Annotated in this window: 6 protein-coding genes, 1 tRNA gene and 1 pseudogene; 1 reads left to right on the top strand and 7 read right to left on the bottom strand. The window is 72.5% G+C overall.

The genetic code is table 11. The features are described from left to right. Window positions 1-415 precede the first annotated feature (415 nt). Window positions 416-1309: a glycosyltransferase family 2 protein gene (locus tag ABT288_RS23945; protein WP_351611220.1), complete on the bottom strand. Its 894-nt coding sequence runs from the start codon at window positions 1307-1309 to the stop codon at window positions 416-418. 682 nt (window positions 1310-1991) lie between these two features. Further along, entirely contained in the window at window positions 1992-2702 is a 711-nt protein-coding gene (locus ABT288_RS23940; RefSeq protein ID WP_351611217.1) for a 2-phosphosulfolactate phosphatase, read from the bottom strand. Between the two features lie 126 nt (window positions 2703-2828). Between ABT288_RS23940 and ABT288_RS23935 the strand changes: the two are divergent. After that, window positions 2829-3116, top strand: a pseudogene (locus tag ABT288_RS23935) (tyrosine-type recombinase/integrase); the annotation flags it as partial. Window positions 3117-3129: 13 nt separating this feature from the next. Here ABT288_RS23935 and ABT288_RS23930 read toward each other — a convergent pair. From ABT288_RS23930 to topA, 5 genes are all read right to left on the bottom strand, one after another. Next, window positions 3130-3206 (bottom strand) — tRNA-Thr (locus ABT288_RS23930). Between the two features lie 108 nt (window positions 3207-3314). Continuing rightward, window positions 3315-4919: an alpha/beta hydrolase gene (locus tag ABT288_RS23925; protein ID WP_351611214.1), complete on the bottom strand. Its 1605-nt coding sequence runs from the start codon at window positions 4917-4919 to the stop codon at window positions 3315-3317. A 140-nt stretch (window positions 4920-5059) separates the two neighbouring features. Next, window positions 5060-6265, bottom strand: a complete 1206-nt coding sequence (locus ABT288_RS23920) for a DNA polymerase III subunit delta' (protein ID WP_351611211.1) — start codon at window positions 6263-6265, stop codon at window positions 5060-5062. Window positions 6266-6441: 176 nt separating this feature from the next. Further along, entirely contained in the window at window positions 6442-9714 is a 3273-nt protein-coding gene (gene tmk, locus ABT288_RS23915) for a dTMP kinase (RefSeq protein ID WP_351611208.1), read from the bottom strand. Window positions 9715-9847: 133 nt separating this feature from the next. Next, window positions 9848-12682 carry a type I DNA topoisomerase gene (gene topA, locus ABT288_RS23910; RefSeq protein WP_351611205.1) on the bottom strand — a complete coding sequence of 945 codons (2835 nt, stop codon included), beginning with the start codon at window positions 12680-12682 and terminating at the stop codon, window positions 9848-9850. Window positions 12683-12926 lie beyond the last annotated feature (244 nt).

Here is a 12926-nt window from a genome sequence, read left to right as displayed (position 1 = left end):
GGTCCCGGGCCCAGCCCCCGGCGATCGACGGAGGCCCCCGCGATCGACGGAGGCACCCGCCCCCCGGATCCTCCGGATCCCCATCGGCACCACTGCCGAGACGCCCCACCAGGGTTGGCGACGAGGGTCCGCGCGACAGGCGGCCGGCGAAAGCCCGGAGCTCCGTGTCCCTACCGAAGGCCGAGCCCCAGCCCACCGACGAAGGCCCGAGCCGGTTCCCTGCCGAAGGCCCAGCCACAGCCACCGGCGAGGCTCCGAGCCCAAGATCCATGCCAGGGATCCCGAGCCCAGCCCACCGACGAAGGCTCCTGGCCCCAGAACCCTGCCGAAGGCCCCGAGCCCAGCCCAGCGTCAAGGCCGCCGCGCCCCAGCGACAGCGGCCCCTCACCTCAACCCACCGCCGGGCGCCCCGCGCTCAGATCACCGGCGGACGTCCCAGCCGGGTGAGCCGCCACACCGTCCGCCAGCGCATGGGCCGGCGCTCGCCGGCCGGTTTCCGCAGTCCTTCCACGAAACCGCCGAACCACGCCTTCAGCCCCGCCGGGGACCGCGTGCGGGCGAGAGTGAGCAGCGTCCACACCCCGAGGTGTACGGGGATCAGCGGCAACGGCAGCCGGCGCCGGACGAGCCAGACGCGGTTGCGGGCGTTGACGCGGTAGTAGATGGCGTGCCGGGCCGGTGAGGTCTTGGGGTGCTGGAGCAGCAGTTCGGGGGCGTAGAGGATCTTCCAGCCGGCGTCGGCGGCGCGCCACGCGAGGTCGGTCTCCTCGTGCGCGAAGAAGAACTCGGCGGGCCAGTCCCCCGTCTCGGCCAGCATCGCCATGCGCAGGGCGTGCCCGCCGCCGAGGAAGCCGGTGACGTAACCCCCGTGCATCGGATCGGACTTGCCCACGCGGGGCACGTGCCGCTGCTGGGTCTCGCCGTGCTCGTCGGCGATGCGGAAGCCGACGATGCCGAGGCGCGGGTCGGCGGCGTACAGGTCCCGTACGCGCCGCAGGACGTCGGCGTCGACGAGCAGGCCGTCGTCGTCCAGTTCCACGACGACGTCGACGTCGCCGTACTCCCGCAGGCGGGCGAGGGCGACGTTCCGGCCGCCCGGGCAGCCGAGGTTCTCCTCCACGTCGATGGTGGTGACCTCGCCGGGCAGGGAGAGCCGGCGGGCGAACTCGGGCAGTCGGCAGCCGTTGCCGACGATCACGATGCGGGCGGGGGCGAGGTCCTGCTTGGCCACGGACTCCAGCAGGGCGTCGACCTCGGCGGGCCGGTTGCCCATGGTCACCACGGCTACGGCGATCCTCGGCTCCACCACGTCCCTCACCCCATCCGGCCGACGGCGGCACCGCGCCCTGACCGCTGGGTGCCCACCGTTCACCAAGATGTTGCCTCAGGTCTGCGGGTTCACCCGACCCCGATTCACTTTGCGGCCCCTTTGCTGGGGTTTTGTCCGGGCGTTGGTGAGTGGAGCCGGCGACGGGCAGTGATCCGTGATCATGCCCGGTCGGGCTTTGCCTGGCCGGAGACTTGTCGGCATCGCCGGCCTGACGCTCGGTCCGTCCACGATCTTCAAGGTCTCCAGGCCGACTGTCACGATCCGCCCTAGGATGTCAATGATGTAGCACGGGTCGTCGGACCAGTCGTTGAGGTCGCCGAGGGTTGCCGGCGCAGGTCCAGGCGGTGGTGTCGGTGCTGCCGTGCTCGGCGGCCTTCATGGCGGCCTTCCAGGCCCCTTCGTTCCTCTTCGGTGGTGCGGGAACCCGTACTGGGCCAGTTGGGCGTCGGAGGCGCCAGCCGTACCGGGCAGCAGCAGGCACGGGACGAGGGACAGCCTGGCAACGAACAGAAATGCCTTGGACGCTCCGCACCGGTGGGAATCTTCCGCACCATGACCAGCCAGACGGAATACAGCGCCGAGAAACGGATCAAACGGGCACGCAGGTCGGCGCCCTCTCGCCCCCACCTCGCGTCGGCGCGAGGCGGGAACGGGTCGTCGATCACCGTGCGCGGTGTACGGCGGACACCGCATCTGGTCGAGTCCGGAACGGCCGCAGCACTGCCATCCCCTCCTCGAGCCCGACCTTCATGGCGAAGTCGAACCGGTCGACCTCCAGACACAACTCCACATCGGCGGGGTGAGCACCGCGGCGTCGCCCACGGCGCAGGTCGTCCGCGGCCGAGGAGGTGCGGGCGCGGTGCAGATAGGGGCCGGGGTCGAGACGCTCCCCGGTCAGGAGCCGGTCCAGGTACTCCGCACAGGCCAGGTCCTCGGTGGCACGGCCGTCCTCGCCGGTGGCCACGAACGTCACCGAGTCGGCTCCGGCATCCGCCAGGGCCCGGGCCGTCGGGCCGGCCACGACGAAACTGGCGCACAGCGCCAATTTCGCCTCGACAACCGCCAGGGCCCCGACCGTTCCCGCAGTGGTCTTCTGAATCACGGTGCGGCCGGTCAAATCGGCCTCCCGGATCAGGCCAGGGGAGTTGGCCAGGTCGAACCCGCTGACGGGCGCCCCGTCCTTGAGCGCAAGCCAGCCCGGGTGACGCCCCTTGATCGCCAGCGCCTCGTCCTCGTCGGCAGCCAGAACGATCTTGTCCGCCCCGCGGTGGAAAGCCCATGCGGCGGCGGTGAACGCTCGCATCACATCGATCACAACGGCCACCTGTTCGGTGCCGTCCACCTCTGGCGTTCCGACCACTCGCGAGTCCATGGGGGGATGGTCGCAGTCAACTGCGGTGTCCACAAACCGGGTTGACGATCGTTCGGCTGCTCGGCACCTGCGGGCGGCGACTACGTGGGCACGCGCTCAAGTATCGGGCGGGCCGTCCGGCGGGGGGATCTGTTCGAGCGGCTCGTCGCAGCCTCCAGCCTCCCGCCGATCCGGCTGCACGACCCCCGCCACGGCACCGCAACCCTCATGCTCGCGGCCGCCATCGACATCAAGATCGTGTCGGACACCCTCGGGCACAGCGATACCCCAATCACGCGGGACATCTACCAGAGCGTCCTCCCCCACGTCGGCAAGAGCGCCGCCGAAGCCACCGCGAAGCCGGTCCCGCTCCAGCGGAAGGCCGAGGCGGAGGCGGAGGAAGCAAGACAAAACCCCAGATCAGCGGATATCTGACCTGGGGTCCCAGTGGAGCCGCCTTCGGGATTCGAACCCGAGACCTACGCATTACGAGTGCGTTGCTCTGGCCATCTGAGCTAAGGCGGCGCGCCGTCCGCACTATGGTGCGATCGGCAACGTCGGTAAGTCTACACAGTTTCCGGGGGTGCTCCGACCACGCCCCGGAGGTGAGGAGTCCGGGGCGGGGCACAGTGGCTATGAGCAGCGCTTTCCCGTGGCCGGCGGGGGGCCGCCGAGCAGGTAGGTGTTGATCGCCGTGTCGATGCAGGTGCTGCCGCGGCCGTAGGCGGTGTGGCCGTCGCCGACGTACGTCAGGAGGCGGCCCGAGGAGAGCTGGTGGGCCAGGGACTGGGCCCAGTGGTAGGGGGTCGCGGGGTCGCGGGTGGTGCCGACGACCACGATCGGCGCCGCGCCCTTCGCCTCGATGCGATGCGGCTCACCCGTGGCCTTCACCGGCCAGTACGCGCAGTTCAGCGAGGCCCAGGCCAGGCCGTCGCCGAAGACCGGGGATGCCTTCTCGAAGGCGGGCAGCGCCTGCTCGACCTGCTCGGGGCCGGTGAAGGCCGACGGCAGGTCCAGGCAGTTCACGGCCGCGTTGGCCATCATCAGGTTGCTGTAGTGGCCGCCGGCGCCCCGTTCGTAGTACGTGTCGGAGAGCGCGAGCAGGCCCGCACCGTCGTTGTGCCTCATCGCCGAGGCCAGCGCCTCGCGCAGCTGCTCCCACGTGCCCTGGTCGTACATCGCCGCGATCACCCCGGTCGTGGCCAGCGCCTCGCCGAGCTTGCGGCCGTCCGCGTCGCCCGCCGGGATGGGGTGCGCGTCCAGCTTCCGGAAGAACGCCCTGAGGTGGTCGCCGACCTGAGCCGGCGTCGTGCCCCTGCTGCCGAGCGAGCAGTCGGAGTGCCGTACGCAGTCCGTCGCGAACGCCTGGAAGGCCGTCTCGAAGCCGGCCGTCTGGTCGAGGTTCATCTGCCGGGCGTCCAGGGACGGATCCATCGCGCCGTCCAGGACCATCCGGCCGACCCGGTGCGGGAACAGGCCCGCGTATGTCGCGCCGAGGAACGTCCCGTACGACGCCCCTACGTAGTTCAGTTTCGGATCACCCAGTGCCGCCCGCAGGATGTCCATGTCGCGCGCCGCCTCGACGGTGGACACGTGCCGCAGCAGCCGCGCCGAGTGCGCCCCGCAGCTCGCCGCGAACTTCGTGTCCGCCGCGACCAGCGCGTTCCGCTCCTGCTGGTCGTCGGGCGTCAGGTCCGTCTGCGTGTACGCGTCCATCTGGCGGCCGTCGAGGCACTCCACGGGCTCGCTGCCGGCCACGCCCCTCGGGTCCACCGCGACCATGTCGTAGCGGGCACGGACGTCGGCCGGGTAGCCGATGCCCGCGTAGGTCTGCAAGTAGTTCACCGCCGAGCCGCCGGGGCCGCCCGGGTTGACCAGCAGCGAACCGAGCGGCCTGCCCTTGCCGGTGGCGAGCTTGCGGGCCACGGCCAGCTTGACGTCGCCCGCACCGGGGTCGGCGTAGTCCAGCGGGGCCGTCATCGTCGCGCACTGGAAACCGGAGACCCCGCAGCCGTGCCAGCGCAGCCGCTGGGAGTAGTACGACGACAGCGCCGACGGCGTCGCACGCGGCAGCGCGGCCAGCACCGTGTCCGCCCCACCGCCCGCCGACGTGGTGGAGCTCCCGGAGGAGCAGGCGGACACGAGCAGGGCGGCGGCCGTGAACAGCGCGGCCGTGAGGCGAGCCGTCGTCCGGGGGCGGACGCCCGGGTTCCGGCGGAGGGATGGCCTGGTGTGCATCAGGCGAGCGTAACGCTGTGCGACGCCTCCGATGCGATGCGTGGGCATTGTGGCCTCGTACGAGGGACAACGGCGGCGGCTTCTTACCTGTGGCATCGTCGGTCGGCCTCCCGCTTCGGTGTTCAGCCCGCGAGCAGTGCTCAGCCCGCCCGCAGCGCCATCGTCATCGCCTCCACCGCCAGCAGCGGGGCCACGTTGCGGTCGAGGGCCTCGCGGCACGCGGCGATCGCCTCGATGCGGCGCAGGGTGGATTCCGGGGTGCTGCCGCGCGCAAGCCGCTCCAGGGCGTCCCCGGCGTCGCCGTTGGCGATCGCCACGCGGGAGCCGAGCTGGAGCGCGAGGACGTCGCGGTAGAAGGCGGTGAGGTCGCCGAGGGCGACGTCCAGGCTGTCGCGCTGCGTCCGGGTTCTGCGGCGCTTCTGCATGTCCTCGAGGTCCTTCATCACGCCCGCCGTGCCGCGCGGCAGCCGGCCGCCCTGGGCCGCGCCCAGGGCCGCCTTCAGCTCCTCGGTCTCCTTGCCGTCCATCTCCTCGGCGAGCTGCTTGGCGTCCTCGGCGGCCGCGTCGACCAGCTCCTGGGCGGCCTTGAGGCAGGCACCGACCTCGTCGAGGCGCAGGGGCAGCTTGAGGACGGCCGCGCGGCGCTCGCGGGCCGCCGGGTCGGTGGCCAGGCGCCGGGCGCGGTCGACATGACCCTGGGTGGCGCGGGCGGCGGCCGCGGCGACCTCGGGTTCGATGCCGTCGCGCCGTACGAGCGTGTCGGCGACCGCGTCCACGGACGGCGTGCGCAGGTTCAGGTGGCGGCAGCGGGAGCGGATCGTCGGCAGGACGTCCTCGATGGAGGGGGCGCACAGCAGCCAGACCGTGCGGGGGGCGGGCTCCTCCACCGCCTTGAGGACGGCGTTGGCCGACTTCTCGTTCAGCCGCTCGGCGTCCTCGACCAGGATGATCTGCCAGCGGCCGTTCGCCGGGGCGGTGAACGACTTGCGGACCGTGTCCCGCATGTCCCTCACCAGGATCTCGGAGCCGACGGCGGCCACCGTGGTGACGTCCGCATGGGTGCCGAGCAGCGCGGTGTGGCAGCCGTCGCAGAAGCCGCAGCCGGGGGTTCCGCCGAGGGCGCGGTCGGGGCTGACGCACTGCAGGGCCGCGGCGAAGGCCCTGGCCGCCTGGTTCCGGCCCGCTCCGGGCGGGCCCGTGAACAGCCAGGCGTGCGTCATCTTCGACGCCTCGGGCAGCGGCTCGTCGGCCGCGGCGGCCGTGACGAGGGCGTCGGCGTCCCGCGCGGCCGCGTCGAGCACCGCGCTCACCTTCTCCTGCCCGACGAGGTCGTCCCATACGGTCATGGGTCACGCCGCCCTTCCGTCACTCTCCGCGTACTGGAGTCCATTGTGCGGGTGGGCACTGACAACGCGGTCCGCGTGCGCCTCGACGGCCGGTGGGAACGGCGAGGGCGGCACCGGTCGGTGTACGACCCGCGCCGCCCCTGTACTTACTTCGCCGCACCCGGCGGTACCGGCCGTCAGCCGCGCCGGCCCTGGCCGCGTCCCCTGCGGTCCTGCTCCTCGTCGTGGTCGCCGTGCTCCCGCTCGTCGTACGACCCCAGCAGTTCGTCCGCCAGCGACGGCAGGTCGTCCAGCGGGGTCTCCTCGGCCCAGTCGGGACGCGGCCGGCGACGCAGGGTGCCGTCGGCGTCGATCTGCGGCATCTCGCGCGTACGGTCCTCGGAGCCGTCGGGGCCCGCGGCGGGCCGCTCGTCCCGGAAGAAGCCGGACGGCATCCGGTCCGCCGGGTCGTCACCCCGTACGGGCGGCAGTACGGCCGTCTCGTCGGCCGCACCCGGAACGGGCGGCAGCACCGCCGTCTCGTCCGCCGCGCCCGGCACCTGGGGCAGCACCGCCGTCTCGTCGGCCGCGCCCGGGGCCGCCGGAGGCTGCGGCAGTTCTGCGGTCACCTCGGCGTCCGGGTGGGGGACGTCGGAGGCGGCGGCGTCCCGGGCGTGCTCGGCGGAGCCGCCCCGCTCCTCGCGCACCGGACGCAGCACCGTCGTCTCGTCCGTGCCCGCCCCGCGCGTGCCCGGCTCGCCCTGATCGGGCGACACCACCGGGGTGGGAACCGTCACCGCGTCCGGGACCGGGCCCGGCGCGGCCGGCAGGGGCGTGCCGGACCGGCGGGCCGCCGTGTCGGCCGCCGCCGCTGCCTCGGCCGCCTGCCGACGGGCCTCCTCGGCTCGCAGCAGCGCCTCCTCGGCCTTGCGCTGCTTCTCCAGACGGCGCGCCTCCTCTTCCGCACGCAGCCGGGCCTCCTCCTCGGCCTGCCTGCGGCGCCGCTCCTCCTCGGCCCTGCGGCGAGCCTCCTCCTCGGCGCGGGCCTTCTCCTCGGCGAGGAGGCGCTGCCGCTCCTCCTCAGCGCGCCGGGCGGCCTCCGCCGCCCGCTGCCGGGCCTCCTCGGCCTGCCGTTCGGCCTCGCGGCGCTGCGCCTCCTCCAGCTCGCGGCGCTTGCGCTCCTCCTCCTCGGCGCGCAGCCGGGCCAGCTCCTCCTGGCGCTCGCGCTCCAGGCGCTCCTCCTCGGCCTTGCGCGCGGCCTCTTCCTCGGCCTTGCGGCGGGCCTCCTCCTCGGCCTTCCTCCGCGCCTCCTCCTGTGCCTGGATCTCGGCCTCGGACAGGGGGAGCACGGTGTCGAGCCGGTGCCGGATCACCGTGGTGACCGCCTCGGGCTCCTGACCGGCGTCCACGACCAGGTAGCGGCCGGGATCGGCGGCGGCCAGCGTGAGGAAACCGGACCGCACGCGCGCGTGGAACTCCGCCGGCTCCGACTCCAGCCGGTCCGGCGCCTCGGTGAACCGCTCGCGGGCGGTCTCCGGGGAGACGTCCAGCAGGACGGTGAGGTGCGGGACGAGCCCGTTGGTCGCCCAGCGGTTGATGCGGGCGATCTCGGTCGGGGACAGATCGCGGCCGGCGCCCTGGTAGGCGACGGACGAGTCGATGTAGCGGTCGGAGATGACCACCGCGCCGCGCTCCAGGGCGGGCCGTACGACGGTGTCGACGTGCTCGGCCCGGTCGGCGGCGTACAGCAGCGCCTCCGCGCGGTGCGACAGGCCCGCCGAGGACACGTCCAGCAGGATCGAGCGCAGCCGCTTGCCGACGGGCGTGGCCCCCGGCTCGCGGGTGAGCACGACCTCGTGGCCCTTGGCCCGGATCCACTCGGCGAGGGCCTCGGCCTGGGTGGACTTGCCAGCGCCGTCGCCGCCCTCCAGGGCGATGAAGAAGCCGCCCGCCGCCGGTGCCTCGACCGGGTCGTCGCCGCCGAGCAGCGCGTCCTTGAGGTCCTGGCGCAGCGGGATGCCGGAGCGGTCGTCGACCTTGGCGAGCACCAGGGCCGCGACCGGCAGCAGCAGCGCGCCGACCAGCATCAGCGTGAAGGAGGCGCCGCCGTGCGCGAAGACGAACTTGCCGTTCTCCAGCCGGTGCCGGCCGATGAGCCCGGCGACCACGGGCGCGATCAGGGCTCCGAGCGCTATGAAGACCCGGACGACCGCGTGCAGGTGCCCGGTGACGCGCGACCGGCGGTAGTCCTCGGTCTCCTGGTCGAGCAGGGCGTGCCCGGTGTTCGCGGCCACGCCCGCGGTGACGCCGGCCAGCGTGACGATCAGCAGCACCGTGGTGACGTCCGGGACCAGCCCGGCGGCCAGCAGGGCGATGCCGGTGAAGGCGATCGCGAGGGCGAGCAGCCGGCGGCGCGAGAGCGAGGGCAGCAGCGCGGGCGCCGTACGGATGCCGACGGCGACACCGCCGGTCAGGCCCAGCACCAGCAGGCCGTACAGGACCGGGCCACCGCCCAGGTCGGTGGCGTGCAGCACGCACACCGAGACGGCCGCCGCGATGGCCCCGGCCACGGCTGCGCAGGCCGGGACGAGCAGCGGGATCGCGCCCGTACGGCCCTTGTCGACACCGGTGCCGGTGCGCGGGCGGCGCAGGCCCTCCAGCGGGGAGCGTGCGCGGGGGGTGCGGACCTCGGGCAGCTCCAGGAAGGTCAGCACGGACAGGGAGGCGGCGAACAGGCCGGCCGCCACATACGAGGCGAGGGCCGCGTGATGCTGGTCGAACCAGGCCACGCCGGTGCCCAGCAGGTTGTTGAGCAGGCCGGCCACGACCAGCGCGGCGGCCGCCAGCGGCACGGCCAGGAAGCTGGTGCGCAGCGAGAGGCGGCGCAGGGCGTCCATGTGGTCGGGCAGCGGCCGTACGGTGGCGCCCTCCGGGGGCGGGCCGGGCAGCAGGGCCGGTGCCGCGCTCTCCCGGCACACCGTCCACAGGCGCTCGGCGACGCCGGTGACGAAGGCGGTGACCAGCAGGACGGCCAGCGCGTTGTCCGGGGTCCAGTCGATCCACAGGGGCGCGACGATCAGCAGCGCGGCGCGCACGCCGTCGGCGCCGACCATGGTCCAGCGGCGGTCGAGCGGGCCCTCCTGGGCGGTGAGCGTGGTCAGCGGGCCGAGGAGGACCGCGCCGAACAGCAGGGCGGCGAGGACGCGCGCGGCGAAGACCATCGCCACTGCGAACGCCACACCCCGGTATCCACCGCCGAACGCGCCCTGGACGATCGCCGCCTGGAGGGCGAGGACGACCAGGACGAGGAGGGCGAGGGTGTCGCCGACACCGCTCACCAGCTGTGCGCTCCACAGGCGCCTCAGCTGCGGTCGGCGCAGCAGGGAACGGACGGCGCGCTCGCGGGAGTCCGCGACCAGGGCGTCGTCCGGGGCTGTGGTGGGGGCCGTTGGCTGCTCGGCTCGCGTCATGCGTTCAGCCTATCGGCAGCCACCGACACCACACCCCGCCTCTCCTGGCATGGGCACGCCCCGACATCAAAGTGATGCCGGGGCGTTCGCATAGCGAAGCCGAGGAGGCGCCGGCGGCGGCCCGCCGGAGGCGTCAGTCCTCCGCGCCGGACGACGTGGCCTTGGAAGCGGTCGCCTTCTTGGCGGTCGTCTTCTTCGCCGTGGTCTTCTTCGCCGCCGTCTTCTTGGCGGCGGTCTTCTTCGCCGGGGCCGCCTTCTTGGCCGGGGCCTTCTTCGCGGTCTTCTTGGCGGGCGCCTTCGCACGCTTCTCGGCGAGCAGCTCGAAGCCGCGCTCCGGGGTGATCGTCTCGACGCTGTCGCCGGAGCGCAGGGTCGCGTTGGTCTCGCCGTCGGTGACGTACGGACCGAAGCGGCCGTCCTTGACCACGACCGGCTTGCCGGAGACCGGGTCGGCGCCCAGCTCCTTCAGCGGCGGCTTGGCGGCGGCCCGGCCACGCTGCTTGGGCTGGGCGTAGATCGCCAGCGCCTCCTCCAGCGTGATCGTGAAGAGCTGGTCCTCGGACTGCAGCGAGCGCGAGTCCGTGCCCTTCTTCAGGTACGGCCCGTAGCGGCCGTTCTGCGCGGTGATCTCCTGGCCCTCGGCGTCGGTGCCGACGACACGCGGCAGCGACATCAGCTTCAGCGCGTCGTCGAGCGTGACCGTGTCGAGCGACATCGACTTGAAGAGCGAGGCCGTGCGCGGCTTGACCGCGTTCTTGCCGGTCTTCGGGGTGCCCTCGGGGAGGATCTCCGTGACGTAGGGGCCGTACCGGCCGGCCTTGGCGACGATCTGGTGGCCCGTGGCCGGGTCGGTGCCCAGCTCGAAGTCGCCGCTGGGCTTGGCCAGCAGCTCCTCGGCCAGCTCGACGGACAGCTCGTCCGGCGCCAGGTCGTCCGGGACGTCCGCGCGCTGGTGCTGCTCGGTGTCCTTCTCGCCGCGCTCGATGTACGGGCCGTAGCGGCCGACGCGGAGCACGATGTCGTTGCCCACCGGGAACGACGACACCTCGCGCGCGTCGATCGCGCCCAGGTCGGTCACCAGCTCCTTGAGACCGCCGAGGTGGTCCCCGTCGCCGTTGCCCGCATCGGCCGCGGTGCCGTGGCCGCCCGCGGCGGCGCCGCTGTCAGAGAGGGTCTCGCCGAAGTAGAACCGCTTCAGCCACGGCACGGCCTTGGCCTCGCCGGCCGCGATGCGGTCGAGGTCGTCCTCCATCTTGGCGGTGAAACCGTAGTCGACGAGCCGCCCGAAGTGCTTCTCCAGGAGGTTCACCACAGCGAAGGACAGGAAGGACGGCACCAGGGCCGTGCCCTTCTTGAAGACGTACCCGCGGTCGAGGATGGTGCCGATGATCGACGCGTACGTCGACGGGCGGCCGATCTCGCGCTCTTCCAGCTCCTTGACCAGGGAGGCCTCGGTGTAGCGGGCCGGGGGCTTGGTGGCGTGGCCGTCGACCGTGATCTCCTCGGCGGACAGCGCGTCACCCTCGGCGACCTGCGGCAGCCGGCGCTCGCGGTCGTCCAGCTCGGCGTTCGGGTCGTCGGCACCCTCGACGTAGGCCTTCAGGAAGCCGTGGAAGGTGATCGTCTTGCCGGAGGCGCTGAACTCGACGTCCCGGCCGTCGGCGGCGGTGCCGCCGATCTTCACGGTCACGGAGTTACCGGTCGCGTCCTTCATCTGGGAGGCGACGGTCCGCTTCCAGATCAGCTCGTAGAGCTTGAACTGGTCGCCGGTCAGGCCGGTCTCGGCGGGAGTGCGGAAACGATCACCCGAGGGGCGGATCGCCTCGTGGGCCTCCTGCGCGTTCTTGACCTTGGCGGCGTAGGTACGCGGCTGCGGGGGCAGGTAGTCGGCGCCGTACAGCTGCGTGACCTGGGCGCGGGCGGCCGCGATCGCGGTGTCGCTCAGCGTCGTGGAGTCCGTACGCATGTACGTGATGTAGCCGTTCTCGTACAGCTTCTGCGCGACCTGCATGGTGGCCTTCGCGCCGAAGCCGAGCTTGCGGCTGGCCTCCTGCTGCAGCGTCGTCGTACGGAACGGGGCGTACGGCGAGCGGCGGTACGGCTTGGACTCGACGGAGCGCACGGAGAAGCGGGTGTTCTCCAGTGCGGCGGCCAGGGCCCGGGCGGTCGCCTCGTCGAGGTGGAGGGTGTTCTCGCCCTTGAGCTGTCCCAGGGAGTCGAAGTCGCGGCCCTGCGCGATCCGCCTGCCGTCGACGGTCTGCAGGCGGGCGACCAGCGACGACGGGTCCGACGGATCGCCCGCGCGGCCGGTCGCGAAGGTGCCCGTCAGGTCCCAGTACTCGGCGGAACGGAAAGCGATGCGCTCACGTTCCCGCTCGACGACGAGACGGGTGGCGACGGACTGGACACGGCCGGCGGACAGCCGGGGCATGACCTTCTTCCACAGGACCGGCGAGACCTCGTAGCCGTAGAGGCGGTCGAGGATGCGGCGGGTCTCCTGGGCGTCGACCAGCTTCTGGTTGAGCTGGCGCGGGTTGGCGACGGCCTCGCGGATCGCGTCCTTGGTGATCTCGTGGAAGACCATCCGCTTGACCGGGATCTTCGGCTTGAGGACCTCCTGGAGGTGCCAGGCGATCGCCTCGCCCTCCCGGTCCTCATCGGTGGCGAGGAAGAGCTCGTCGGAGTCCTTCAGCAGGTCCTTGAGCTTCTTGACCTGTGCCTTCTTGTCGGCGTTGATCACATAGATCGGCTGGAAGTCATGGTCGACGTCCACACCGAGGCGGCGGACCTCGCCGGTGTACTTCTCGGGCACCTCCGCGGCGCCGTTGGGGAGGTCGCGGATGTGCCCGACGCTCGCTTCGACGACGTAGCCGGGGCCGAGGTAGCCCTTGATCGTCTTCGCCTTGGCAGGCGACTCGACGATGACGAGTCGGCGGCCGCCCTGTGCGGTCTCGCTGGTCGGGGACAACTTCGCTCTTCTCTCCGGTCGACGCTGGGGCCTCCCCAGGCCTTTGGTCCCGGGGTCGCGGCGTACTGCTGGCACGTGTGACGCTGCGGAGTGTGACGGTACATCCCGCCCCCGTGTCAAACGGGAAAAGCCCACAACGGCCACTCGAACGGTAACCCGACTACCGCCATTCCTGCCGCCCGGACTACCGAGTACCCACTCGAGGCATGTCCGGAGCGTGACGCTCCCCTTACTCCTGCGCCAC

Source organism: Streptomyces sp. NPDC001093, from assembly GCF_040298985.1.
GTDB lineage: Bacteria > Actinomycetota > Actinomycetes > Streptomycetales > Streptomycetaceae > Streptomyces.
The sequence above is the reverse complement of the archived record's forward strand: the minus strand, read 5'-3'. Positions and strand labels throughout refer to the sequence as shown.